The 25,419-nt window shown below is 66.7% G+C and carries 25 protein-coding genes; 13 read left to right on the top strand and 12 right to left on the bottom strand.

Annotation, left to right across the window (positions count from 1 at the left end):
• Nucleotides 1-3 precede the first annotated feature (3 nt).
• The 4 genes from CA833_RS13085 to CA833_RS13070 all read left to right on the top strand — a co-directional run bounded on the left by CA833_RS13085 (nt 4) and on the right by CA833_RS13070 (nt 3,471).
• Entirely contained in the window at nt 4-687 is a 684-nt protein-coding gene (locus CA833_RS13085; protein WP_207078262.1) for a TPM domain-containing protein, read from the top strand.
• The gene (locus CA833_RS13080; protein ID WP_242526091.1) at nt 684-1,283 is read left to right on the top strand and encodes an NUDIX hydrolase; all 600 of its coding nucleotides are present in this window, start codon (nt 684-686) and stop codon (nt 1,281-1,283) included. Before CA833_RS13085 ends, CA833_RS13080 begins: the two co-directional genes overlap by 4 nt.
• A gap of 4 nt (nt 1,284-1,287) precedes the next feature.
• A complete protein-coding gene (locus tag CA833_RS13075; RefSeq protein WP_142634685.1) occupies nt 1,288-1,485 on the top strand; it encodes a hypothetical protein in 198 nt (65 codons plus the stop codon).
• A 147-nt stretch (nt 1,486-1,632) separates the two neighbouring features.
• Nucleotides 1,633-3,471: a diguanylate cyclase gene (locus CA833_RS13070; protein WP_242526090.1), complete on the top strand. Its 1,839-nt coding sequence runs from the start codon at nt 1,633-1,635 to the stop codon at nt 3,469-3,471.
• A gap of 144 nt (nt 3,472-3,615) precedes the next feature.
• Here the strand turns inward: CA833_RS13070 and mmsB are convergent, their stop codons facing one another.
• The 7 genes from mmsB to CA833_RS13035 all read right to left on the bottom strand — a co-directional run bounded on the left by mmsB (nt 3,616) and on the right by CA833_RS13035 (nt 9,913).
• A complete protein-coding gene (mmsB, locus tag CA833_RS13065) occupies nt 3,616-4,485 on the bottom strand; it encodes a 3-hydroxyisobutyrate dehydrogenase (protein WP_142634689.1) in 870 nt (289 codons plus the stop codon).
• Complete coding sequence (locus CA833_RS13060; RefSeq protein WP_207078260.1) at nt 4,482-4,742, bottom strand: hypothetical protein; 261 nt, start codon at nt 4,740-4,742, stop codon at nt 4,482-4,484. The genes mmsB and CA833_RS13060 overlap by 4 nt, the downstream gene beginning before the upstream one ends.
• Nucleotides 4,739-5,521, bottom strand: a complete 783-nt coding sequence (locus tag CA833_RS13055; protein WP_142634690.1) for an enoyl-CoA hydratase-related protein — start codon at nt 5,519-5,521, stop codon at nt 4,739-4,741. The genes CA833_RS13060 and CA833_RS13055 overlap by 4 nt, the downstream gene beginning before the upstream one ends.
• A gap of 112 nt (nt 5,522-5,633) precedes the next feature.
• Complete coding sequence (locus CA833_RS13050) at nt 5,634-6,692, bottom strand: enoyl-CoA hydratase/isomerase family protein (RefSeq protein WP_242526089.1); 1,059 nt, start codon at nt 6,690-6,692, stop codon at nt 5,634-5,636.
• 18 nt (nt 6,693-6,710) lie between these two features.
• The gene (locus CA833_RS13045) at nt 6,711-7,853 is read right to left on the bottom strand and encodes an acyl-CoA dehydrogenase family protein (RefSeq protein ID WP_142634692.1); all 1,143 of its coding nucleotides are present in this window, start codon (nt 7,851-7,853) and stop codon (nt 6,711-6,713) included.
• Nucleotides 7,854-7,880: 27 nt separating this feature from the next.
• Nucleotides 7,881-8,351 carry a hypothetical protein gene (locus CA833_RS13040; protein ID WP_207078259.1) on the bottom strand — a complete coding sequence of 157 codons (471 nt, stop codon included), beginning with the start codon at nt 8,349-8,351 and terminating at the stop codon, nt 7,881-7,883.
• Nucleotides 8,352-8,419: 68 nt separating this feature from the next.
• On the bottom strand, nt 8,420-9,913 hold the full coding sequence (locus CA833_RS13035; RefSeq protein ID WP_142634696.1) for a CoA-acylating methylmalonate-semialdehyde dehydrogenase: 1,494 nt from the start codon (nt 9,911-9,913) through the stop codon (nt 8,420-8,422).
• 167 nt (nt 9,914-10,080) lie between these two features.
• On the opposite strand from CA833_RS13035, the gene CA833_RS13030 reads away from it, so the two are divergent.
• Genes CA833_RS13030 through CA833_RS13020 form a run of 3 tightly spaced genes read left to right on the top strand, consistent with a single transcriptional unit; the run spans nt 10,081 to nt 12,300 of the window.
• Nucleotides 10,081-10,974 (top strand): LysR family transcriptional regulator, encoded by an 894-nt coding sequence (locus CA833_RS13030; protein ID WP_207078258.1) that lies wholly within the window; start codon nt 10,081-10,083, stop codon nt 10,972-10,974.
• A gap of 28 nt (nt 10,975-11,002) precedes the next feature.
• Nucleotides 11,003-11,494, top strand: a complete 492-nt coding sequence (locus CA833_RS13025; RefSeq protein WP_207078257.1) for a flavin reductase family protein — start codon at nt 11,003-11,005, stop codon at nt 11,492-11,494.
• An 8-nt stretch (nt 11,495-11,502) separates the two neighbouring features.
• Nucleotides 11,503-12,300 carry an alpha/beta fold hydrolase gene (locus CA833_RS13020; RefSeq protein WP_207078256.1) on the top strand — a complete coding sequence of 266 codons (798 nt, stop codon included), beginning with the start codon at nt 11,503-11,505 and terminating at the stop codon, nt 12,298-12,300.
• Here CA833_RS13020 and CA833_RS13015 read toward each other — a convergent pair.
• The 5 genes from CA833_RS13015 to CA833_RS12995 form a co-directional block, all read right to left on the bottom strand.
• Nucleotides 12,297-12,824 carry a CAP domain-containing protein gene (locus CA833_RS13015; protein WP_242526088.1) on the bottom strand — a complete coding sequence of 176 codons (528 nt, stop codon included), beginning with the start codon at nt 12,822-12,824 and terminating at the stop codon, nt 12,297-12,299. The genes CA833_RS13020 and CA833_RS13015 overlap by 4 nt on opposite strands.
• Nucleotides 12,825-13,012: 188 nt before the next feature.
• Nucleotides 13,013-15,256 carry a TonB-dependent receptor gene (locus CA833_RS13010; protein WP_207080091.1) on the bottom strand — a complete coding sequence of 748 codons (2,244 nt, stop codon included), beginning with the start codon at nt 15,254-15,256 and terminating at the stop codon, nt 13,013-13,015.
• Between the two features lie 295 nt (nt 15,257-15,551).
• Nucleotides 15,552-16,427, bottom strand: coding sequence for an SDR family NAD(P)-dependent oxidoreductase (locus CA833_RS13005; protein WP_207078255.1), 876 nt, complete (start codon nt 16,425-16,427; stop codon nt 15,552-15,554).
• Complete coding sequence (locus tag CA833_RS13000) at nt 16,427-17,725, bottom strand: cytochrome P450 (protein ID WP_242526087.1); 1,299 nt, start codon at nt 17,723-17,725, stop codon at nt 16,427-16,429. The genes CA833_RS13005 and CA833_RS13000 overlap by 1 nt, the downstream gene beginning before the upstream one ends.
• 291 nt (nt 17,726-18,016) lie before the next feature.
• Nucleotides 18,017-18,352 (bottom strand): 2Fe-2S iron-sulfur cluster-binding protein, encoded by a 336-nt coding sequence (locus CA833_RS12995; RefSeq protein ID WP_207078253.1) that lies wholly within the window; start codon nt 18,350-18,352, stop codon nt 18,017-18,019.
• A gap of 240 nt (nt 18,353-18,592) precedes the next feature.
• Between CA833_RS12995 and CA833_RS12990 the strand changes: the two genes are divergently transcribed.
• From CA833_RS12990 to CA833_RS12965, 6 genes are all read left to right on the top strand, one after another.
• Nucleotides 18,593-19,891: an amidohydrolase family protein gene (locus tag CA833_RS12990; RefSeq protein ID WP_207078252.1), complete on the top strand. Its 1,299-nt coding sequence runs from the start codon at nt 18,593-18,595 to the stop codon at nt 19,889-19,891.
• A gap of 11 nt (nt 19,892-19,902) precedes the next feature.
• Entirely contained in the window at nt 19,903-21,330 is a 1,428-nt protein-coding gene (locus CA833_RS12985; RefSeq protein ID WP_207078251.1) for an SRPBCC family protein, read from the top strand.
• Nucleotides 21,330-22,490, top strand: a complete 1,161-nt coding sequence (locus CA833_RS12980) for a CaiB/BaiF CoA-transferase family protein (RefSeq protein ID WP_207078250.1) — start codon at nt 21,330-21,332, stop codon at nt 22,488-22,490. The genes CA833_RS12985 and CA833_RS12980 overlap by 1 nt, the downstream gene beginning before the upstream one ends.
• Nucleotides 22,477-23,685, top strand: a complete 1,209-nt coding sequence (locus CA833_RS12975) for a CaiB/BaiF CoA-transferase family protein (RefSeq protein ID WP_207078249.1) — start codon at nt 22,477-22,479, stop codon at nt 23,683-23,685. Before CA833_RS12980 ends, CA833_RS12975 begins: the two co-directional genes overlap by 14 nt.
• Nucleotides 23,686-23,785: 100 nt before the next feature.
• Nucleotides 23,786-24,190 carry a Zn-ribbon domain-containing OB-fold protein gene (locus CA833_RS12970; protein ID WP_142634718.1) on the top strand — a complete coding sequence of 135 codons (405 nt, stop codon included), beginning with the start codon at nt 23,786-23,788 and terminating at the stop codon, nt 24,188-24,190.
• Nucleotides 24,190-25,359 (top strand): thiolase family protein, encoded by a 1,170-nt coding sequence (locus CA833_RS12965; RefSeq protein ID WP_242526086.1) that lies wholly within the window; start codon nt 24,190-24,192, stop codon nt 25,357-25,359. Before CA833_RS12970 ends, CA833_RS12965 begins: the two co-directional genes overlap by 1 nt.
• Nucleotides 25,360-25,419: the final 60 nt, after the last annotated feature.

Here is a 25,419-nt window from a genome sequence, read left to right as displayed (position 1 = left end):
ACGATGCCTGCCCCCATCTACCTTTCGCCCGAAGACCACGCCCGCATCAGCGCCGCGGTTGCCGAGGCCGAAATGCACAGCTCCGGCGAGATCGTCACCGTGCTGGCCGACTGTTCGGACGGCTATACCGACGTGGCGCTGGCCTGGAGCGTGGTGGTCGCCTTCCTTGCCCTTGGCGCGCTGGTGATCGCCCCGGGGTTCTACATGGGCCTCTACGAGCAGGTACTGGCCGACTGGGGTCATGAGTGGACCCCGCGCATGATCGTCGGCCTTGCCGCCGGGGTTGCCGCGATCAAGTTCGGGGCGATGCTGGCCCTGCAACTCTGGCCGCCGCTCAAGTTCTGGCTGGTGCCGGGGCCGGTCAAGACCATGCGGGTCCACGCCCATGCCCTGCGCGCCTTCCGTATCGGTGCCGAGCAGCGCACCACCGGGCGCACCGGCATCCTCATCTACCTCTCGATGCGCGAACACCGCGCCGAGATCGTGGCCGACCGCGCCATCGCCGCCAAGGTCGATCCCGAAGTCTGGGGCGAGGTCATGAGCGCCCTGCTCGCCCCCGTGCGCGAGGGCCGCGTGGCCGACGGCATGGTCGTGGCGGTGGGCAAGGTCGGCGCGATCCTCGCCCGCCACTTCCCCCGCGACGACAACGACATCAACGAACTTCCCGACAGGCTGATCGAAGTATGAGCGAATTGACCCAATTGCCGCCCGATGCCGATGCGCCCGACGAGGTCATGTGGCAGGGCAAGTTCATCACCGCCCGCACCCGGGGACGCTGGGAATACGTCAGCCGCGCGCGCGGCATCCGCGCTGCGGTGATCCTCGCGGTGGACGCTGAAGACCACGTCATCCTTGTCGACCAGTACCGCGTGCCGCTTGGCAAGCGCTGCATCGAACTGCCCGCCGGGCTTGTCGGCGATCATGAAGACGTGGCGGACGAAGCGGCCAGTGTCGCCGCCGCGCGCGAACTTGAAGAGGAGACCGGCTACCACGCAGGCCGGATGGAGGACCTCGGCGAGTTCTACTCCTCGCCCGGCATGGTCAGCGAGAGCTTCACCCTGTTCCGTGCGCACGATCTGGCAAAAGTCGGCGAAGGCGGCGGCGTCGACAGCGAGAATATCGTGGTCCACCGGGTTCCGCTTGCGGACATCGCGCACCGTATCGCCCAGTGGCGCCAGGCCGGTTATGCCATCGACGTCAAGCTGCTGCTCCTGCTCGGCGCCGCCATGCTTGGCCAACACACGCCGGGCCAACACACGCCGGGCAAACACATTCCGGGCTGACGCCATGCGCACCCGCCTCGGCATCTGCCAGCGCAAGCGGCGCTATGCGACCGAGGCGGAGGCGCTCGCCGTGGCGGCGCGGGCGGAGGTGACCTTGCGGCCCTATCGCTGCCCGCTGTGCCGCCACTATCACCTCACCGGACGCACCAAGGGCATGCGCCTGCCCGCCTTCGAACGCGAGCGCCGAATGCCTCGATCCTGATACAGTTTGCAACGTTTGCTCGGGGCCCATGCGGTTCATCGCATTTTCCGTCCGGAATCGACAAAAATACCCCGTTAAGCAAGCAATTGAGGTTGCAAGCCGCCTAGGATTGGCAGAGGGCCAAGCCTCAGCCCTATGGAGTTTCCCTTGGTCGGATCGTTGTCCCGGCGCATCGTTGTTCTCTGCGTCATCCTGAGCCTCGTGCTCGCCCTGCTGGCGGGGCTGCTGCTCGATGCTTCGGCGCAGATGCGCGCCAGCCTGGGCTGGGTGACGCATTCGTCGCAGGTGCTGGAAATGAGCACGCGGACGCTGCGCCATCTGCAAGCGGCCGAGTCCGGCCAGCGCGGCTTCGTGCTTACCAAGAGCCTCGATTTCGCCACCAACGTCGCAGACGAGATTGCCGCCGCCCGCCGCGACGCCGACACGCTCGTCAAGCTTACCGCGGACAACCCGCTGCAGAACGAAAGGGCCCGTCAGGTCCAGTCGCTGATCCTGCAGCGCACCCAGTCCCTGACCGAAACCGGACGCCTCGCCCGCTCCGGCGATTTCGCCGCCGCTCGCGATAATGTCGCCTCGGGCAAGGGCCGCTTCCTGATGCTGCTGGTCAACGCGCGCGCGAACGACCTGCTCGAGGCCGAGCGCGCACTCGCCGCCGAGCGCATGCGGACGGTTCAGCTCCGCCTCGACAACATTCGCTGGCTGGTGGTGTTCGGCACGCCGATCGCGGTCATCCTGATCACCTTCATGGCGACCGCGCTGATCCGCCGCATCCGCCGCCCGGTGGACGAGATGATGGCGGTCATGGGCCAGCTCGGCGCCGGCGATCGCAGTGCACGCGTCACCGCCCACATGGATTCGAGCGAGTTCGAGCGCCTCGCCCAAGGGTACAACGAAATGGCGGACGAACTGGAAACGGCCGTCGCCGACCAGCTGGTCAGCGCCGACCAGCTCCACCACGTCAATGCCGAACTCAGCCGCAATGCGGATGTCCTGCGTGAACGCGGCGAAGTGATCGAACTGCTCGGCGGCATGGCCCACCGCATGCAGGCCGCCCGCACGGACGAGGAACTGGCCGCGATCATCCGCGTCTTTGTGCCGCGCGTGCTGCCCGACATTCCCGGCGCCCTCTTCGCGCACAACAACTCGCGCAACCTGCTGATCCCGATCGCCGCCTGGGGCGGCATCGAAGTGGAAGCCGCCGGCTTCGCGCCCGACCAGTGCTGGGCCCTGCGCCGCGGCCAGAGCCACTTCGTGATCGACCCCGGTTCGGACATCGTCTGCGCCCACGTCGGCCATGACACCGATCACTACCACTGCGAGCCGCTGCTGGCCGGCGGCGAAGTGATCGGCGTGCTCTACCTCAAGGGCGTGGTCGAGGCCGAGCGCCGCTTCCGCCTGACCGTGCTGACCGAGAACATCGCCTCGGCTCTCGTCAACCACCGGCTCCAGCGCGGCCTGCGCGAACAGACCATCCGCGATCCGCTCACCGGCCTGTTCAATCGCCGCTACATGGAAGAGACGCTGGCGCTCGAAATCGCCCGCGCCACGCGCACCGGCAGCCCGCTCAGCCTGGTCATGTGCGACGTCGACCATTTCAAGCGCTTCAACGACGAGTTCGGCCACGAAGCGGGCGACGCCGTGCTCCACGCTGTGGCTGCCGAAATGCGCGCGCGCTTCCGCGACGGCGACGTCGTCTGCCGTTTCGGCGGCGAGGAATTCACGATCATCGCACCCGGCTCCAGCGCCGCGGTGCTGGCCCAGCGTGTCGAGGTCGTGCGCCAGGCGATCAGCGAACTGACCGTGCACCAGGGCGGGCGCATGCTGGGCCTGACGACGATGTCGTTCGGCATCGCCACCTGGGAAGACAACATGGAGCGCGACGGCTCCACCCTCATCAAGGCCGCCGACGCCGCGCTATACCGCGCCAAGCGTGACGGACGGAACCGGGTGGTGCTCGACGGCCGCGCGGAAAGCCTCGCGGCCTGAAGGCTGTAGAAAAGAGAAGACGCAGGGGAGCCCTTCGGCGAAGCTCAGGATAAACTTCGCCCCCCCTGCACCCGCAATACCGTCCAGGTTACGCCTGCCAACTCCGCGGCGCGCCCATTGCTTTCTGGGCGATGCTGCGGCGCTTCACAGCGTCGTGAAGATCGCACCGAAGTCCTTGCCGCCATTGCCGGCCTCGACAAAGGCCTCGTAGATTTTCGTGGCATGTTCGCCCATCGGCACGGTGGCGCCCGAGGTTTCCGCCCCCGCCATCGCCAGACGCAGGTCCTTCAGCATCAGCGCCGAAGCAAAGCCGCCCGCATAGCCGTTGTCCGCCGGGCTCGCCGCGCCGACGCCCGGCATCGGCGTATAGTCGTTGAGCGACCAGCAGTAACCGGTGGCCTTGGAGCTGATCTCGTAGAACGTCTGCGGATCGAGGCCCGCCTTTTCGGCCAGCGCCAGCGCCTCGCAGGTGCCGATCATGTGGATCGCCAGCAGCATGTTGTTGCACATCTTGGCGACCTGCCCGGCCCCGGTGTCCCCGGCATGGATCACCGCCTTGGCCATCGGTTCCAGCACCGCCTTGGCCCGTTCGAACACGGCATCGCTGCCGCCGACCATGAAGGTCAGCGTACCGCCGTTGGCTGCCGCGATCCCGCCCGAGACGGGGGCATCGGCCATCGCGTAACCCGCCGCCTGCGCCAGTTCGACAACCTCGCGCGCGGTGGCGAGGTCGATGGTCGAACAGTCGAGGAACAGCGCGCCCTCGGGCGCCTTGCCAAAAACGTCCTGCGTATAGACCGCGCGGACGATGCCGCCATTGGGCAGCATGGTGACGACGGCATCGACACCCTCGACCGCATCGGGAACGGTCTCGAAGGCGGTGCAGCCATGCTCGGCCGCACGGGCCAGCGCCTCGCCGGACAAGTCGAAGGCGTTCACCACGTGGCCCGCCTTCACGAGATTCGCGGCCATGCCGCCGCCCATGTTGCCAAGGCCGATGAAGGCGATTTTCATGACATTCTCCCAAGATCGACCGCAAGCATCGCCGCGCCCAGAAGAAGGAACAGCGGCCCGAAAATCGATGCAAAAACCAGATGGAAGGTCTGGAAAGCTTTATCCAGACGCGTAAGCGGGAGCGGCTCCTCCCCGGTTGCCCGAAGGATGGCCGCCTCTAATGCGCTTATCTTTTCTTCGCTGCGATGCCGCCAATTGACGACCGCAACCCAGGTCAAGAACCCGCCAAAAACAAGGAAGAGAATGGCCGGGATCACTTGCCCTTCCAAACCCCCGGACGCTTCTCGACGAAGGCGGCCATGCCTTCGGCCTTGTCCTCGGTCGCGGTCAGCACCTGGAACATGCGGCGCTCCATCACGAGGCCGGTGTCGAGCGTGGTCTCGAAGGCGATGTTGACCATTTCCTTGTTCATCATCGCGGCCAGCGGCGGCATTCCGGCGATGGTTGCAGCGGCCTTCAGCGCCTCGTCCAGCAACTGGTCAAGCGGCACCACCCGGCTGACGAGGCCCGAACGCTCGGCTTCGGCGGCGTCCATCATGCGGCCGGTCAGGCACATGTCCATGGCCTTGGACTTGCCCACCGCGCGGGTCAGGCGCTGCGAACCGCCCATGCCCGGCGCCACGCCCAGCTTGATCTCCGGCTGGCCGAACTTGGCGTTTTCGGACGCGATGATGAAATCCGCCATCATCGCCAGTTCGCAGCCGCCGCCGAGCGCAAAGCCGTTCACCGCCGCGATCCACGGCTTGCGCGTGGCCTTGACAACATGGCTGGTCCAGCCGGCGAAGAAGTCCTGCGAATAGAACTCGGCGCTGGGCTTGTCCGACATCTCCTTGATGTCGGCGCCGGCGGCAAAGGCCTTCTCGCCCGATCCGGTCAGCACCGCACAGCCCTGCGTAGCGTCCGCCTCGAACGCGGCAAAAGCCTCGATCAGATCGGCCAGAACCCTGGAATTCAGCGCATTGAGCGCCTGCGGGCGGTTCAGCGTGATGAGAGTGACGTTGTCCTTCTTTTCGACCAGAATCGTCTCGTAGCTCATCATAGTTCCTTCAGGTGTTCGCTTCGCTTGTGATGGTCGGCGCGGGGCATGGCCCATGCCGCTGTGACTGTGCCTCTCGGGAAGAGGCATAAACCCGCATGTCCAGCCGAAGTCAGATCGGCTGCCATTCCTCCTCGGGCGGCAGCGGCGCGAAGATCGCGTCCAGCCGTTCCGGCGTCACCTCTTCGGGCCGCGCAGGGTTCCACTTCGGCGCATGGTCCTTGTCGACGATCACCGCGCGCACGCCCTCGGCAAAGTCCGGCAGGACCAGCACGCGGCTGCCGATGCGGTACTCCATCGCCATGTTCTGCGCGAAAGTATCCAAGCTCAGCGAGGCGGCAAGCTGGCGCAGCGAGACCTTGCAGGCCTGCGGGCTCTTGGTGCGCAAGGTCGCCAGTTCGCGCACGGCCCACTCGCTGTCGTCGCCTTCCAGCGAGGCGAGCACCTGCTCCAGCGTGTCGAACGCGAAGTGTTTGCGGATCTGCGCATCGTGCGCGGCGATCTTCGGTTCCGGCGGGGTCACCGACAGCGCGGTGAGCACGGCGCCGATGTCATGCCCGGCGGCGATGCGGCGCTTGGCTTCGGGCAGGTCCTCGCTCTGGAGGTAATGCGTGGCAAGTCCGGCCCAGAGGCATTCCGCCCCGTCCAGCCGCGCGCCGGTGAGCGCCAGGAACTGGCCCAGCCGCCCTTCCAGCCGCGAAAGGTACCAGCCCCCGCCGACGTCGGGGAACAGGCCGATGCCGGTTTCGGGCATGGCAAAGCGGGTGTTCTCGGTCGCCACGCGGTACTGCGCGGGCTGCGAGATGCCGACGCCCCCGCCCATGGTGATGCCGTCCATGAAGGCGACCACGGGCTTGGCATATTCGAACAATTGATGGTTCAGCCGGTATTCGGCAAAAAAGAACCGCTGCCCCTCGCGCCCTTCATCCTCCAGCGCGGAACGGCGCAGCAGGCTGATGTCCCCGCCCGAGCAGAACCCGCGCCCTTCGCTGTGCTCGATCCAGACCGCCTTCACCTCGGGATCGGCCGCCCAGCGGGTCAGCGAATCGCTCATCGATTCGCACATGCCCAGGGTCAGCGCATGGATCGCCTTGGGGCGGTTCAGCGCGATCACCCCGGCAATGCCTTCGCGGGACGTAAGCAGTTCTTCGGTCAGGATATCGGTGGTCATGGTCATCCCCGCAAAGGCTTACTTGAGGAGGTCGCGGCCGATGATCATGCGCATGACCTCGTTGGTGCCTTCGAGGATACGATGGACACGCAAGTCGCGCCAGAAGCGCTCGATCGGATAGTCCTTGAGATAGCCGTATCCGCCGAACATCTGCAGCGCCCGGTCGACCACCGAGGAGCCGGTGTCGCTGGCCATCATCTTGGCCATGGCGGCAAAGCGGGTCTTGTCCGGTGCCCCTGCCGTCACCTTGGCCGCCGCGAGATAGAGCAGCGCGCGGGCCGCTTCCAGTTCGGCGGCCATGTCGGCGAGGCGGAACTGGGTGTTCTGGAATTCGCCGATCGGCTGGTCGAACTGCCTGCGGTCCTTCACGTACTGGATCGCTTCGTCGAGGCAGCGCTGCGCGCCGCCCAGCGAGCAGGCACCGATGTTGAGACGGCCACCGTCGAGGCCCGCCATCGCGAACTTGAAGCCGTCACCCTCGGCACCGACGCGGTTCTCCACCGGGATGCGCGCATCCTCAAAGATCACCTGCGCGGTGGGAGAGGCGTTCCAGCCCAGCTTCTTTTCAGGCGCGCCGAAGGAAACACCGGGCGTATCCTTGTCGACCACGAAGCAGGACACCCCGCGCGACTTGTGCTCGCCGGTGCGCGCCATCACCACGTAGACGTCGTTGACGCCGCCGCCGGAGATGAACTGCTTGGTGCCATTGAGGACGTAGTGATCGCCGTCCAGCCGCGCGGTGGTCTTGAGCGCGGCCGCGTCGGAGCCCGAGCCCGGCTCGGTCAGGCAGTAGGAGCCGATCTTGTCCATCGTCACCAGATCGGGAAGATAGCGGTCCTTGAGCTGCTGGTCGCCGAACTGGTCGATCATCCAGGCGACCATGTTGTGGATCGAGATATAGGCGCTGGTCGCCGGGCAGCCGTAGGACATGGCCTCCATGATCAGCGCCGCATCCAGACGACCAAGGCCGATGCCGCCGTTCTCTTCCGAAACGTAGATCGCGCCGAAGCCCAGCTCGCCCGCCGCCTTCCACACGTCCACCGGATAGTGGTGCTTCTCGTCCCACTCGGCCGCGAAGGGGGTGATACGGTCGGCAGTGAACTTGCGCGCCGTTTCCTGGATCGCGAGCTGGTCTTCGGTGAGGCCAAACTGTTCGGTCATCGGGGTCCTGCTGTCTGGTGGGCGCCTCTAGGCGCACTTCTTGTAGGTTAGCGTTCCGGGTGCGGCATCGGGCCCGGTGTCCTTGCGGACCAGCGTCCTGCCGCCGTCGGGGCTGGAGAGCGCAACGTCAAGGTTCCAGCTCTGCCCTTCGCCCGAAAAGGCGAAATCGGCTTCGATCGCATTGGCCGAGGCCGACTTTATCGTGCCGAGCGAGGCAACCGCCTCGTAGAAGGTCAGCCGCTTGTCATCGATGACGAGCAGGCCCTTGGCATCGCCGGCGGTGCTGGTGCAGTCCGCCTCCACCATGCCCCAGCGCCCGCGCAGGCCCTCGGGGATTGCGGTGGGCAGCGGGGCCGGAGCGGCTTGCGTTGCAACCTCCTCCACCGGGGCCTCGCTCGTCGCGGTGGCTTCGGGCTGCGGCTGCTTCTGGCAGGCCGACAGACCCAGAGCGAGCGCGACGGAGAGGGAAAGCGGGGCGGCCAGGGTCCTGATATTCATCACGAAACGTCCTTTGCACTTCGGGCATTCAAGCAGGAACGCCCTGAGCTACCCCGCTGTTCCTTACATCACCCCATGGTCGGAATGATGAAGGCGCTGTCGCCCGCGCCGCCGTCCGGCCAGCGCTGCGTCACTGTCTTCACCTTGGTCCAGAAGCGCACGCCTTCCATGCCGTACTGGTTGTGATCGCCAAAGGCCGACCGCTTCCAGCCGCCGAAGCTGTGGTAGCTGACCGGCACCGGGATCGGCACGTTGACGCCGACCATGCCGACCTGCACGCGGCTGACGAACTCGCGCGCGGCGTGGCCGTTGCGCGTGAAGATGGCGACGCCGTTGCCGTACTGGTGCCGGGTGGGCAGTTCCACCGCTTCCTCGAAGGTCTTGGCGCGGACGATCTGCAGCACCGGGCCGAAGATCTCCTCCTTGTAGGCGCTCATCTCGGGCGTCACATGGTCGAACAGCGACGGGCCGACAAAAAAGCCTTCCTCATAGCCCTGAAGCGAGAAGCCGCGGCCGTCGACGACCAGTTCCGCGCCCTCGTCGACGCCGGTCTGGATCCAGTTCTCGATCTTCTGCTTGTGCACGGCGGTGACGACCGGGCCGTACTGCGCCTCGGGATCGTTGGAGACACCGACCTTCAGCTTGTCGATCGCGGCGATCAGCTTTTCGCGGAGGATGTCGGCGGTCTCGTCACCCACGGGGACGGCCACCGGCAGCGCCATGCAGCGCTCGCCCGCCGAACCGTAGGCGGCGCCCATGATGTCGTTCACCGCCTGATCCATGTCCGCATCGGGCATGACGATGGCGTGGTTCTTCGCGCCGCCCATCGCCTGCACGCGCTTGCCGGCAGCAACGCCGCGCGAATAGACGTAGTGGGCGATGTCGGACGAGCCGACGAAGCTGACCGCGGCGATGCCCGGATGGTCGAGGATGGCGTCCACCATCACCTTGTCGCCGTGGACCACCTGCAGCACGCCTTCGGGCGCGCCGGCTTCGAGGAACAGTTCGGCAAGGCGGTTCGGCACCGAGGGATCGCGCTCCGACGGCTTGAGGATGAAGGTGTTGCCCACCGCAACGGCGGGCGCGAACATCCACATCGGGATCATCGCCGGGAAGTTGAACGGGGTGATGCCCGCGCCAACGCCGAGCGGCGCGCGCAGCGAATAGACATCGATGCCCGGCCCCGCGCCCTGGGTATATTCGCCCTTCAGCATATGCGGGATGCCGCAGCAGAATTCCACGACCTCAAGTCCGCGCTGGATGTCGCCCTTGGCGTCGTCCACCACCTTGCCATGCTCGCTCGCCAAGAGTTCGGCGAGGCTCTGCATGTTCTGCTCGATCAGTTCCTTGAACTTGAACAGCACGCGGGCGCGGCGCTGCGGGTTCATCGCCGCCCACTTGGGCTGCACCGCCTGCGCGGTGGCGACCGCACGGTCGAGCAGCGCGGCGTCGCCCAGCGGCACCTGCGCCTGCACCGCGCCGGTGCTGGGGTTGAAGACATCGCCGAGGCGCGCGGACGGGCTGCCGGGTCCGCCGACTACGAAGTGGTCAATCAGGCGCATTCCTCATCCTTTCGAAATTCTGTCTTCGGGCACAGGCGCGCCCTTCAATGGCTAGGTGGTCCCGGCTCGATTTGCAGGCAAGCTGAAAATACGCCATCGATAACTGCACATTTGCAGCCCGATGGATGATTTCCCGCAGTGACGATGCCTTACCGATGCCCCCATCCATGCCATCGATAGACTGGAGCGACTATCAGGCCTTCCTCGCCATCGCCCGGGCGGGGCAACTGGCCGCCGCCGCGCGCGTGCTGGGCGTTGACCCCACCACGATGGGCCGCCGGCTGCGCCGTCTGGAGGCAGCCCTCGGCACCCGCCTCTTCGAGCAGACCCGCAGCGGCCAGGACCTCACCGAAGCGGGCGAGGCCCTGCTTGCCGCCGTGGAATCGATGGCGAAAGCCGCCGGACAGATTTCCGAACAGGCCGACCAGAGCGACGGCCTATCCGGCACTCTGCGCATCAGCACTTCGGAAGGGTTCGGCTGCTGGTTCCTCGCCCGCCACCTGCCCGCCTTCCAGTCCGCTCACCCGCGGCTTGCCATCGATCTTGTCGCCTCCAGCGGGTTCCTCAGCCCCGGACGGCGCGAGGCGGACGTGGCGGTGATGCTCTCGCGCCCGCGCACCGGGCCGCTGGTGGCGCACAAGCTGGCGGATTACACGCTGGCGCTCTACGGCAGCCGCGACTACCTCCAGCGCCACGGCACCCCCGCGCGCCCGGCGGACCTGCTCGAAGGCCACGCGCTCGTCGGCTATATCCCAGACCTCATCTACGCCCCTGAACTGCGTTATCTGGACGAGATTCACACCGGCCTTCGCGCCACGCTGCGCTCGCCCAGCATCACCGCGCAGCAGAGCCTGATCGCCAGCGGCGCCGGGCTTGGCGTGCTGCCCTGCTTCATGGCCGGAAGCGATGCCCGGCTGGTGCCGGTGCTGCCCGAAAAGCGGATATTGCGCAGCTTCTGGTTCGTCACCCACCAAGACATCCGCAAGCTCCCCCGCGTAACCGCGTTCCGGCAGTGGCTTGACGAAACCGTCAGGCACATGGAGGGAGTTCTCACGCCATGATTGGCACTATTCAGGGACAGCACGCACAGTGACCACGACGACCATCGATCCGGCCGAATTCCGCAAGGTTCTGGGCAGCTATCCCACCGGGGTCTGCGTGATCACCGCGCTCGACGAGGACCGTCCGGCGGGCATGGTGGTGGGATCGTTCACCTCGGTCTCGCTCGATCCGCCGCTGGTGGGCTTTTTCCCGGACAAGCGCTCCACTTCCTGGCCGCTGATCGAGAAGGCGGGCCACTTCTGCGTGAACGTGATGGCCAGCGATCAGGGCGAGGTCTGCCGCGCCGTCACCGCCAAGGGCGCGGAGAAGTTCGTGGGCGTGGAATATACCGTGTCCGCGCATAACCTGCCGATCATCGCCGATTCCATCGCCGCCATCGAATGCCGCCTCTACTCGGTGACCGAGGCGGGCGATCACTGGTTCGTGCTGGGCGAGATCCTGCGCATGGAAACCGTGCGCGAGGACGAGCCCATGCTGTTCCATCGCGGCCGCTACGGCAGCTTCGCCGAGCGGATGTAAGCACGGCCATGCGGGACTTTCGCGTCGAACTGCCGGGCGGAACGCTTGTCGGCGTGCGGCGCGAAGGTTCGGGCCAAAAATCGGAAACACCGCTGGTGCTGGCCCACGGCTTCGGCGGGTCGCGCCGGGACTGGGACGCGGTGATCGCCGCGCTTCCTGCCGACCTGCCGCTGATCGCCTACGACGCACGCGGCTTCGGCGCCTCGCCCGCCGAGCCAGGCGCGGCCTTTTCCCATGCCGACGACCTCCTCGCGCTGCTGGACGCGCTGGAGGTGGAGCGCGCCGATCTTTCCGGCCTGTCGATGGGCGGCGGCAATGTGCTGCACTTCGCGCTCGACCATCCGCAGCGCGTGAGGCGGCTCGTTCTGGTCAGCCCGCTGATGCTCGGCTGGTCATGGAGCACGGACTGGATCGAGCGCTGGAAAGCCATGGGCCGCGCCGCCCGCTCGGGCGACATGGCCCATGCCCGCGAGCTGTGGTGGAACCACCCGCTGTTCGCCAGCACCCGCGACATTCCCGAGGCCGCCGCGCATCTCAAGGCCTCGATCGCGGCCTTCCCCGGCAGTCAATGGGTGCAGGACGACCAGCGCCCCGAACAGCCCGACGTGGACCGCCTGACGGCCCTTTCCGTGCCGACACTGCTGCTCACCGGCACCCGCGACACCGAGGACTTCCGTCTGATCGCGAACCTGATCGCCAGCGCCGGACAAGATGTGGCCCGCATCGACCATGCCGGCTCCGGTCACCTTCTCAATCTCGAAATGCCCGGCGTTGTGGCCGGTGAGATCGAGGCGTTCCTGTCCTAAGGCCGGATGGCAACCGCCGCGTGCGCGCGATAGGGGCTCTGGTTCCAGACGTTACCGGGCGGGTCGTAGCGGCACACCAGCACCTCGAAACTGCGCCCTTGCGCCAGCCCGCAGCCAACCGCCGTGGTGCCCGACCAGATCATCTGGGTATAATGGCCGACACGGTGGACCCCGTCCTGCCACGACCGCATGCGGCGCAGCAGGGCTTTCTCGCCCGCCCAGCCCGCGACCATGTCCTCGACCCGGTAGGCACCGCGCGTCCCCATCCACAGGTTCTCGCCCTCGCTGCGGTTGGCGCTGTCGTGCTGCAGCACACCGGAGGCCGCCAGCCGCTGCGCCCAGCGGGCCGCGTCGCGGGCAAGATCCGCGCTCCAGCGCAGCGGCGGCGAACTCACCGCGGCGCGCTCCCGGTTGTGGAGCGCCAGCACGACATCCTGCCACGGCGCGTCACTGACCGCAGGCCCGGTGGCCGAAGCCGCCGCCGAAGCCGCGAGAGCCGCTGACGCAAGTGCGCCAAACATCATCGATAATCCTTACCCTGCAACCCTTGCGGGTACCCGCTACACCCGCAATCCTGTCAATTTGCGGAACGGTCCGAGACTAGCGCAGCAAGGGTTAAGACAAGCATTCCAGACGCCCCGTGCCATGCCGGGAAGGCGCACGAAAAAGGGCCGGAGTTTCCCCCGGCCCCTCATTGCGGCATTTACCCGGATCAGAACTTGCCGGAGAACGACGCGCCGATCACGCGCGGTTCGTTGAACACGGCGGCCATGTAGTTCTCGATCACCCCCTTGAGGTTCTTCTCGCCGGTGATGTTGCGGGCGAAGGCGGCGATCTCGTACTGGCCGCCGGGGGCCGAGTAGCCGATCTTCAGACCGCCCTCGAAGTCACCCTTCGAATGGAACTCCCGGGTCTTGTAGAGCACGAAGTTGGTGTAGCCCTGGAACATCCAGTCGGTCGCCGCGAAGAGCGAGCCGCCGTTGCCCAGCGGCACGTCGTAGCGCGCGGCGACATTGGCGGTGTACTTCGGCGCGTTGGGCAGCGGATTGCTGTCGATCTGCGCGAAAGTGCCCCTGCCGGCGATGACGATCGTCGGATCCTCGACCGTGCAGACCACGACGCCGTTCAGCGCACAGACCTGCGCGTAGACGTTCTTGTCCTTGATCTCGGTATGCAGCAGGCTGAGACCGGCGGTCAGCGTCAGGTTCGGCACCGGGCGCGCTTCCAGTTCGGCTTCCATGCCGTAGGCCTCGGCCTTGTCGGCATTGAACAGCACGCCGTTGCCATTGACGTCGTTGCCGTTGAGCTGGATATCCTTCACCCGGTAGGCAAAGCCCGAAAGGTTGAAGCGCACCTTGTTGTCGAACAGCTGGGTCTTGATGCCCGCCTCGCCCGAGAGGATCGTTTCCGAATCCGCCGTGGTGAAGTCGGCGTTGAACACGGCGGAACGGCCCTGGATGGTCGGCCCGCGGAAGCCGGTGGCGACGCGCACGTAGACGCTGACGTCCGGGTTCACCTTGTAGTTCAGGCTGGCATCCCAGCTCGGCTTCTCGTCCGAAAGGCGCACATAGCGGCGGCCGGTGTAAGTGGAGGCACCGGCGATGGTGTCTGCCGTCTTGAGCAGGCGGGTCTTCTTGGTGTCGTTGGTGTAGCGGCCGCCGGCGGTCAGCGTCAGGCCGTCCACCAGCTCGTAGCTGGCCTGTCCGAAGAAGGCCCAGCTGGTGTTCTCGTTGCGCAGGCGCACCCAGTTGTTGGGGTTATGCGCGGCGGTCGTGAGGAAATAGGCGCGCTGGTAGAAATCGGTGATGTCGCGCGAATCGAACCACATCGCGCCGACCTGCCACTTGAAGCGGGTGTCGCCGTTGCTGGCGAGGCGCAGTTCCTGCGTCAGCTGGTCGAGATCGCGGACATTGCCCTGCGACTGGCCATAGCCGTTGGCGACGCCGTTCACCGGATAGTCCGCTGCCGCACCGCCGTCGGTATCGCCGCGGCTGTAGCCCGAGGTCGATTCCCACGCGGTGATCGAGGTCAGCGTGACCGGGCCGAAGTCCATGGCGATGCGGCTGGAGGCGCCGTAGGTGTCATAGGCCTGCGGGTTGTTGTGCGCCTCGTCCAGCGCGATCTTGCTGCGCGGCTCGCCCGACACATCGTTCGAACCCTTGGTGAAGGCAGCGCGGTGGAAGATCGTCGAGGTGCCGTCGTACTTGCGGGCGTGGAAGCTGGTCAGCATCGAGAAGCCGCTGCCGGTCGGCGCCAGCAGCAATTGCACGCGGGCGTCACGCTCCTCGAAACCGCCCATGGCGTCCTTCCTGGGCGATGCGGTGCCGTCGGCGCTGGGGCCACTGTAGGTGTTGTCGATCCAGTCGTCGCGGCGCTGGTAGAGCGCGGAAACGCGGATCGCCAGCAGGTCCTGGATCAGCGGGCCGCCGACGCCGCCGTCGAAGGTGGCGGTGTTGTAGGAGCCGTAGCTGGCACTGGCGCGCCCGGTCCAGCGGTCGGTCGCGGGCTTGATCGTGTCGAACTTGATGATGCCCGCCGTGGTGTTGCGGCCGAACAGCGAGCCCTGCGGGCCGCGCAGCACTTCCACCTGGTCCATGTCGTAGACCGGGTTGGACTTGAGCACGACGTGCTCCAGCACGACATCGTCCTGGATGATCGACACCGGCTGCGAGGCGCCGAGGTAGAAGTCGATATTGCCGAGACCGCGAATGTAGAAGCGCGGGAAGATGCGGCCCGTGGTGGTTTCCGCGTAGAGACCCGGAACGCGGCCCGCCAGCGCCAGCGTATCGTCACCCGCGGCCTGGAAACCGCGCAGCTGGTCGCCCGAGACGACGCCGACCGACACCGGCACGTCCTGCAGGTTCTCCTGGCGGCGCTCGGCCGTCACGACGATCTCTCCCAGGCCCTGGTTGTCGGCCTCCGGAGCGGCAGCGGCGCCGTCCTGCGCCATCGCCATCTCGGCGGAGCCGAATGTTGCGAGCGCGGAGCCGAGAAGCAGGGCAGGTCGAAGGCAGGAAAGATGTCGCACGCGGAGAAAGTCCCTTCAGGGTTGAACCGATCGGGGCAGCTAGAAACGTGCGATTACATTTGCGTTACAATGACTTCATCCATCTTCTTCGGGCGCCTGCGCAGCGATGTTTTGCAATCCGGCGATGCAATTGTGCAACGCTTATCGCCGTAACCACGGATTGAATGGCCCGAAAGACTGTTTGAGAATTCGCGACAGACGAATTTCGCGGCGCCGGCCCGGCTCAGTTTTCCGCGCGCTCCATTGCCGCGAATGCCGCCGCGCGGGCGTCGAAGATCTCCTCGAGGTGGTTGACCGGGTCCCCCACGGTCACCCCGCCCTCGACCGGAATCACCGCGCCGGTCATGTGGCGCGACCGCTCGCTGGCGAGGAACAGCGCCACTTGCGCCACGTCGTCCGGTTCGCCGCGCCGCTTGATCAGCTGGTTGGAGAGGTAGACCGCGTTCACCCCCTCCTCGATCCGCGCGGCAAGGCCGCTCTCCGCCCCCTGCTCGCCGAAGGAAGAGAGTTCGGTGCGCACATGGCCCGGCACGATGCAGTTCACCCGGATGCCATGCCGCGCCAGATCGATGGCGGAGGACTTGGAGAACTGGATCAGCGCCGCCTTGGACGCGCGGTAGGTCATCATCGCATGGCCCGCCAGGGTGCCGGCAATGGAGGCATTGTTGAGGATCACGCCGCCCCGCTTCCGACCATCAGGCCCCTGCCGCGCCATGATCCGCGCCGCATTGCGCGTGGCCAGCATCGGCCCGAGCACGTTGACCCGCATCACCCGGTCAAAATCCTCCAGCGTATCGTCGAGGAAGCTGGGGAAGGCGCCGCAGGACATGCCCGCATTGTTGAACAGCACGTCGATCCCGCCGAAGCGGGAGACGGCAGCCTCGATCATCGCCTCCACCGCCGCCGGATCGGCGACGTCGGTGGGCTGGTAGACCGCCGCTGGCCCGAGCCTTTCCGCCAGCGCCTCGCCCGCCTCGCCGGCAATATCGGCGATCACGACTTTCGCGCCTTCGGCCACGAACAGCGCCGCGGTGGCGCGGCCGATGCCGCTGGCGCCGCCGGTGACGACGGCCACCTTGCCGGCAAGTTCCCCGGCCATCAGCGCGCCTCGAAGGTGATCGGCAGCGATTCGATCGTGCGCGTGGCGACGCTCGGCTGGTAGCGGATCGCGCTTTCGGGGATCGCCAGCTTCAGGTTCTTCATCTGCCGGACGATCTCGCGCGCCGCCACCTTCACTTCCATGCGCGCCAGCGCCAGCCCGATGCAGCGGTGCGGACCGCCACCGAAGGCCACGTGACGCCCAAGGTTTGGCCGCGAAGGATCGAACGTGCGCGGGTCCGGGAACACGGTCTCGTCGTCGTTGCCCGATCCGTAGACCAGCAGCATATGCGCATGGGCAGGGATCCTCGTGCCGTTCACGGTGACTTCCCGCGTGGTCATGCGGCTGAGCGCCCGCACCGGCGGTTCGGCACGCAGATGCTCCTCCACGAAGCGATTGAGTTGACGATCGTCGTCTGCCACGCTTTCCAGCAGTTCGGCCATGCCGGGGCGCGTGGTGAGGGCGTAGAACAGGTTGCCGATGGCGGTCGCGGTGGTGTCGTTGCCCGCGATCAGCGTGGCGCGCACCAGCGAGACGGCTTCCGCGAAAGTCAGCTTTTCCTTGCCGCCATCCTCGCCCGTGACTTCGGCATGGACCAGATCGGACAGCATGTCTTCCGAAGGGCTGGCCTCGCGCTCTTTCATCTTGGCGATCAGGTATTGCTGAAGCTCGGCGATCTGCGCGGCGTTGGCCAGCATCGTCTCGCGGCTCTGCATCGCGCCGATCTGCGCGGTGACCGCCACCGACCAGCGCGAAATCTGCTCCTCCATGCCCTGATCGAGCCCGAGCTGCTCGACGATCACGCGGATGGTCAGCGGAATGGCGATGTCCTTCACGCCGTCGCAGCGGCCATCGCCGCGCGCCACCACGTCGGCGATCACGGCGCGCACCACTTCGGTGATGCGCGGCTCCAGTTCCTTTACGCGGTGGGCGGTGAAGGCCTGCTCCATCAGCTTGCGGATGCGCGTATGGTAAGGCGGATCGGACATGATCGCGTCCGGGAAATAGCCGCCGCCATGCTCTTCGAGATAGGCCTGGAACTCCTCGCGCATGCCGCGCGCCTGCTGTTCGGAGTAGCCGTGCTTGACCGAGAAGGTCACCGGGTCCGACTGGACCGCCGAGATGTCCTCGTGCCGCGTCACCAGCCAGGAGCCGAGCCGCGCGTCATAATGGATCGGATCGCCGTGGCGCATGGCCCGGTAGTAGTCGCGCGGCCGCGCCTGGATCGCGGGATCGGCCAGCGAACCACTGTCCAGCAGCGCCTGTTCCCCTGCGCTCAGCGCCAGCCGCTCGCTCACTCGATCCTCGCCTGCCCCAGTTTGCGTCGACGTTGCCATGTGCCTGTCCCGTATGCGTGTCTTTGCGATCTTCTATGGACCGGCCGATGACGGCCAGCCATGCCCGCCCTCGAACCGAGGCTTGTCCCGAGGGGAAGAGTCCGTTTGACAATCCGGCGAAGCCGGATCTTGCGGCACCGGCCCTCTCCCCCGCCCAACCACCCATGAGCATATCCTATCGGGTGGTCGGGTGGGGGAGAGGGCCGGTGCCGCACAAAAATGCGCCTTCAGCGCATTTTTACAAACGACCCCTCAGTACCCCGACGCCGGCGCCACGGTAACTTCCAGCCCGTCCAGATCGCCCTTCATCCTGATCTGGCAACCGAGGCGGCTGGTGTCCTTCATGACGTCCGCCACCATGTCGAGCATGGCGAATTCCACATCGTCGGGCTCGCCCACCGCGTTCCACCAGTCGGCCGCGACGTAGACGTGGCAGGTCGCGCAGGCGCAGCCGCCGCCGCAATCGCCCATGATCCCGGAAACCCCGCGCGAACGGCCCAGTTCCATCAGGCTCACGCCCTCCTCCACGTCGGAAAATTCGTGCTTCACGCCGTCGCTGTCGGTCATGGTGACATGAAGGTTGCCCATAAGTCCGGCCCGGTCCTCTTCGTTTGATTTTCACACGTGATGCCGCAGCCGCGCCCCCGCGCAAAGCGCTCCCCGCGCCTTGCGACTTGCCCCAGCGGGAAAACCGCCGGTGCGAACGACCCGCGACGTTCCGGTACAGGACAAGCCCTCTGCCCGGCCCGTCATTTGCCGCATGGCTGCCCGCTTCTAACCTGCACTCCAAGAGCCACGCGCACATCGATGGCCGAAAGGAGAGACACCGTGGGACGGACCGTGATCCAGAACGCCACGATATTCGACGGGACAGGCCAAGGGACAAACGGGCCCACCACCAAGGGCGATCTCGTGGTCGAGGGCAACCGCGTGACCTCGGTCGGCGCTACGGCTGCCGCGCAGCCGGGCGACGTCATCATCGACGCCAGCGGCCTGTTCCTGATGCCCGGCATGGTCGAGGGCCACGCGCATCTCTCGTTCGAGAATGTCTGCGCGACCGAGGATCTCATCACCCCCTGCCCCGAAACGCAGGTCTTCACCGCCGCGCGCGGGGCCAGGGCGCTGATCGAGGCGGGCTTCACCTCCGCCTACGGCGCCTCCGAGGCAAAGCTGAAACTGGCCGTCGCCGTGCGCGAGGAGGTCAACGCCGGGCGCCTGCCGGGTCCGCGCATCCGGGCCGGCGGCCTCGAAATCTCGGTCACCGGCGCGATGGGGGACGAGAGCAAGCTGCACAATCCGAGGCAAGGCCCCTCCGCCATCGTCGACGGCGTGGAAGAGATGCGCAGGACCGTGCGCCTCCACTGCCGCGAGGGGATCGACAACGTGAAGCTCGATGTCTCGGGCGACCCGTTCTATCCCGGCACCCCCGGCCACACGACACCGATGACGTTCGAGGAAGTGCGCGTCGCCGCCGAAACGGCCCATGCCTATGGCCGCAAGATCAACGCCCACACCCGCTCCATCGAAGGCTCCAAGCACTGCGTGCGCGCGGGCGTCGACGGCCTGTTCCACTGCGAATACGCCGACGAGGAACTGCTGGACATGATGGAAGAGGCGCGGGACCGCATCTTTGTCGTCCCCACCGTCGGCCTTTTCGCGCAGATCATGGCGGGCGAGGCTTCGGCGCACGGGCTCTCGCCGGAAGTCGGCGGCTACATGAACATTCCGGACCTGCTGGAAAACTCGCTTGCGACGCATACCGAACTGCGGAGGCGCGGCATCCGCCACCTGATCGGCGGCGACTACGGCTTCGGCTGGAGCCCGCAGGGCACACAGGGGCGCGACCTCAAGTCCTTTGTCGATTTCTACGGCTATACCCCGGCCGAGGCGCTGGTCTGCGCCACCCGCAACGGCGGCCTTGCCATGGGATACGGCGGCGAGCTCGGCACGCTGGCGCCGGGCAAGCTGGCCGACCTGATCCTGGTCGACGGCGATCCGCTGGCGGACATCTCCATCCTCGCCGGGCCGGAAAAGGTCGTCTTCGTGATGAAGGACGGCGCGGTCCAGAAAATCAGCCCCACCCTTGCCGCGCGCGCAAACTCTCCCGCGCTCGAAGCGGCGGAATAAGGAGCCTCGCAATGAACGTCGCCACCGCACCGCTGCAGCCCGGCGAGGCCCGCTGCCCCGCCGAATCCACGCAGGACATCATCGCCGCCGACCGCAACCCCGCCCCCGCCTGGGCCGCCAGCGAAAGCTACCACTACCTCGGCAGCGAGGACGTCTCCAAGCAGCGCTACACCGATCCCGCCTTCGCCAAGGCCGAGTTCGAGCGGATGTGGACCCGCACCTGGCAGATGGCCTGCCGAGAGGACCACATCCCCGAAGTGGGCGACTATTACGTCTACGACATCGGAGCGTACTCGTTCGTCGTCACCCGCTGTGAGGATGACGAGATCCGCGCCTACTTCAACGCCTGCCTCCATCGCGGCACCAAGCTGAAGCCCTCCGGCACGGCGGGCTTCGCAGCGAACCTGAAGTGTCCGTTCCACGGCTGGACCTGGAACCTCGACGGATCGCTGAAGGACATCCCCGAAAAGTGGGACTTCGCCCACACCGCCACGCAGAAGATGTGCCTGCCCGAAGCCCGGGTGGAGCGGCTGGGCGGCTTCGTCTGGGTCAACATGGACCCCGCCGCGCCCGGCCTTGAGGAGTACCTCGGCGCAGAGGCCCTCGCCCATCTCAAGGCGTGGAAGCTGGAGGATCGCTATATCTATCTCCACGTCCAGAAAAGCTATCCGGCCAACTGGAAGCTGACGATGGAAGCGTTCATGGAGGCCTACCACGTCGGCGACACCCATCCGCAAGTGGCGCCCGCCAACGGCGACGTGAACTCGCAGTACGACGTCTACGGCGATCACGTGGACCGCTTCATCTCCACGCTCGGCGTGGTCAGCCCCAAGCTGCGCGGCACCTACAGCGAGGCGGACATCATCGCCAACTTCACGCTGGGCGACAGTTCCTCGCTGGGCGGCAGCAAGCCCGAACTGAAGGCCGGCGAACGCGCGCGGCAGGTGATGGCGGACATGTTCCGCCAGATGTTCGAGACGGCGACCAACACCGATCTCAGCCACGTTTCGGATACCGAGCTGCTCGATACCTACAGCTACACGTTTTTCCCGAACCTGTTCCTGTTCCCCGGCATCTCGCTGCCGATGATCTACCGCTTCCGTCCCGACGCGCGCGACCATCGCCGCACGATCTACGAAGTGATGTTCATGCGGCCCAAGCCCAGGGACGGCAGCGAGGTCGAAACCGCCGAGGTGGAGATCCTGGCCGACCACCAGTCCTTCACCGAAGCAAAGGGGATGGACCCCGGCTTCGGGCGCATTCTCGACCAGGATACCGACAACCTCCACGCCCAGCAGGAAGGCCTGGAAGCCAGCGCCAAGCCCGGCATCACGCTGGGCGACTATCAGGAAGTACGCGTGCGCCACTTCGAACAGACCATCGACAAGTACATCGCCATGCCGCCCTATTATCCCGATTTCAGAACCCTTCAGCGCTGATGACACGCAGAGGCGCCCTCCAGGGGCTTATCGTGATCGAGATCGCCGAGCGGGTGAGCGGCGAATATACCGGCAAGCTGCTGGCCGATCTCGGCGCCGAAGTGGTCAAGGTGGAGCGCCCCGGCGGCGCCCCCAGCCGCGCGATGGGGCCGTTCGCGGCGGGGGAATCGACGCTGTTCGCCTACCTCAATACCAACAAGAAATCGGTCGTGCTGGACCTTGCCGATGCGGCCGACCGCAAGGTGCTGGACCGCCTGCTGGCGCGCGCCCACGCGCTGATCGACGATCATGACGAGGGCTGGTGCCGGGCGATGGGCCTGACGCCGGACATGGTCTCCGGCGCGCATCCGGCGCTGGTCCACACGCTGGTCACCCCGTTCGGGCAGGACGCGCCGGAAAGCTGGCAAGCGGCCCGTCCGATCAACGTCATCGCCGCCGGCGGCTGGGCCTATCACAGCCCCAGCGAAACGCCTGCCGACAGGCCGCCGCTCAAAGGCGCGGGCCGCTTCCTCTCCGACTACGAAGCCGGGATCGACGCCGCGCTGGCCACCTTGGCCTCGCTGCTGCGCCTGCGCCGCGAGGGACAGGGGCAGTTCATCGATATTTCCGAAGTGGACGTGCAACTGAACCGCACCGACTGCGTGCTCGGCCGCATGCTGGCGGGCGAGGCCGAGCCGAGCGACGCGCGCACCGCCTACGACATGGGCGGCCCCGGCACCTCCTTCGCCTGCCGCGACGGGCACGTCTTCCTGCTGATGACCAGCCGCGCGCACTGGCAGGTCCTCTGCGCGCTGATGGGCGACCCCGCCTGGACGCGGGAACTGCGCGAAGACTGGCTGGAGTTCGACTGCACGCCGCCCAATGTCGCCAAGTTCCGCGAACACTTCACCGGCTGGATCGCCCGGCAGGACAAGCATCCGGTCACCGAGGCCGCGCAGAAGGCGGGCCTTGCCATGGTGCCGGTGCAGACCGCGCAGGACCTGCCCCGCCACCCTCAGTTCATCCATCGCGGGTTCTTCCAGCAGGCCGTGCATCCCGCGTTCGGGCAGGTCTCCTATCCCACCGCCGCCTACCGCATGAGCGCCACGCCGGTCATGGTGAAGGCCGCCGCCCCCCGCCTCGGCGCCGACCAGGAGGAGATCCTCGATGCCGCGTCCTGACCGCAAAGGCCCCCTCGCCGGCATTCGCGTGATCGAACTCACCAAAGTCTGGGCCGGACCTTACGCGGGCAAGCTGCTCGCCCACCTCGGCGCGGAAGTGATCAAGATCGAATCCCGCTCCAACCTCGACGAGATGCGCGCCTATGGCGGTGTGGACATCGACGCCGCACCCTATTTCCTGTCGATCAACCAGGAGATCCTCTCGGTTCAGGTCAACATGAAGACCGCCGAGGGGCTGGACCTCGTCAAGCGCATGATCGCCGATGCCGACATTCTGATCGACAATATCCGCCCCGGCGCAATGGAACGCTCCGGGCTCGATTACGAAAGCCTCAAGGCGATCAAGCCGGACCTCATCCAGTGCGCGATCAAGATGTGGGGCAGCGACGGGCCGCTGGGCTATCAGACCGGCTACGCCCCCTGCTTCGCCGCGCTCTCGGGCCTGACCGCGCTGGTCGGGCATGAGGGCGAGACGCCCAAGGGCATGAACATCCGCTACGGCGATTCCACCGCCGGGGCACTGGCCGCGCTCGCCTGCCTGGCCGCGCTCCACCACCGCGAGAGCACCGGCGAAGGCCAGTTCATCGACCTCTCGGCGGTGGAGGCGATGACCAGCCTGGTCGGCGACAGCCTCTTTGCCGCCAGCGTCACCGGAGACGTGCCCAGCGCCGACGGCAACTATCACGCGGAGATGGCCCCGCACGGCTTCTACCCCTGCGGCGAGAGCGGCTGGACAAGTATCGCGGCGGCGAACGAGGCCGAATGGCAGGCGCTGTGCGGCACGCTGGACGCCCCCGCCCTCGCCGCCGATCCGCGCTTCGCGACGCTGACGGACCGGCTAAGCAACCGCGCCGCACTCGATGCCGAACTCTCCGCCCTCACCCGCCCGCACGACGCCGCGGACCTTGCCGAAAAGCTCCGCAACGCGGGTGTTCCGGCGTTCAAGGCGATGAGTTCGATGGACCTGTGCGCGGACGCATTCCTCTGGGGCCGCGGCGCCTTGCGCATGGTCAGCGACCACCGCAACACCGCGCGCCCGGTGATCGGCCCGTCCTGGCGGATCAGCCCCGAAGGCCCGCAGGTCGAACGCGGCGCGCCGCTCCTCGGCGAGCACAATGGCTACCTCTACCGCGAGCTTCTGGGCTTGTCGCAAAGCGAAATGGACGACCTGATCGCCCGCAAGGTCATCGACTGAGGACCGGCCGCACGAAGCGCCGCCACGATCAATCCCATGGCCGCCTTGACGCGGGGACCACTGCGCCGGACTTCTCGTCCCGGCGAATGGGAGAGCAACGATGAATCCACCGCGGCCAAGGCCAAAGCTGGACCAGGAGAATACCGCATTCTGGACGGGCGGCCGCGAAGGCAGGCTGAACATCGTGAAATGCGGCGATTGCGGTGAATTCACTCATCCCCCGCGCCTGCTCTGCCGCCACTGCCAGTCCGAGAATGTCGCCCCTCACGCAGTAGCCGGCACCGGCGTGATCGACAGCTTCACGGTGAACCACCAGCCCTGGGCCAGGGATCTCGAAGTCCCCTATGTGATCGCCCGCGTGAAGCTGGACGGCGCCCCCGGGGTCTACCTGACCACCAACATCGTCCATTGCCCGGTCGAGGCGGTCGATTTCGAGGACAAGGTGCGCGTCGTGTTCGAGGAGCAGGACGGCATCTTCTACCCCCTCTTCGAGAGGATCGCCTGATGGCCAGCACGGAAGCCTATATCACCGGCCTCGGCCAGTCCGAGGTCGGCGTGCGCCTGCCGCGCCATCCGCTGCTCCTGACCGTCGATGCCGTGCGCGAGGCGCTGGACGACGCGGGGCTGACGCTCGGCCAGATCGACGGCGTGTTCACCTACCCCGGCAAGATGAACGGCTACACCGCCTTCTCGCCGGTCAGCAGCGACGACCTGATCGAAGTGCTGGGCATCAAGTCCAAGTGGCACCTCGGCGCGATGGAGCAGCCCGCCCAGCTTTCCGCCATCGCGGCGGCGGCGATGGCGGTGAAGCAGGGTCTCGTGCGCCATGCGATCTGTTTCCGCACCGTCTACGAGGCGGGCGGCATGGCCGATCCCGGCACCTACATGTCGGGCATGAAGCAGGACACCGTCACCGGCCCCTCGCAGTGGACCAGCCCGTTCTGGGCCACGTCCGCCGCCTGCTGGACCGCGCAATATGCCGCAAGGCACATGCACCGCTATGGCATGACGCGCGAGCAGCTTGGCCAGATCGCCATCAACGCCTCGAAGAACGCCATGCGCAACCCGCGCGCGCGGGCGATCACCAGGGAAGCGCTGACGCTGGACAAGTACATGTCCGCAAGGATGATCTCCAGCCCGCTCTGCCTCTACGACTGCGACCGCTTCACCGACGCCTCGACGGTGGTGATCGTCTCGGCCGGTGACGCGCTGGACGAAGTGACGACCACCCCGGTGCGCATCGCCGCGATGGCGGGCTCGGTCGATCGCTATTCGTGGGACCAGGTCGAATGGTTCGCCGCCTACGAGACCGGCGCCGACCTCTGGAAGCGCACCGACTACACCGCTGAGGATGTGGATACCGTCCAGTTCTACGACGGTTTCGCATTCCTGCCGATCACCTGGCTGGAGGGCCTCGGCTTCTGCGAAAAGGGCGAAGGCGGCCGGTTCATCGAGGGCGGTTCCCGCATCGCCCTGGACGGCGAACTGCCGATGAACACCTTCGGCGGCCAGCTTGGCGCCGGGCGCCTGCACGGCTTCGGCTTTGCCCATGAGGCGGTGAACCAGCTGCGCGGCACCGCCACCGGACGCCAGGTCGCCGGCGATCCGAAACTGGCCGTGGCGACCTCCGGCGGCGGGCCGATGGCAGCGGCGCTGCTCCTGGCGCGGGATTGAGAACTCCGGCCTCGCGGGCTCTCCTCCTGTGAGGCCGGGGATGTGAAGAACAAGGATTAA

The organism is Novosphingobium sp. KA1 (assembly GCF_017309955.1).
Classification (GTDB): Bacteria; Pseudomonadota; Alphaproteobacteria; order Sphingomonadales; family Sphingomonadaceae; genus Novosphingobium.
The sequence above is the reverse complement of the archived record's forward strand: the minus strand, read 5'-3'. Positions and strand labels throughout refer to the sequence as shown.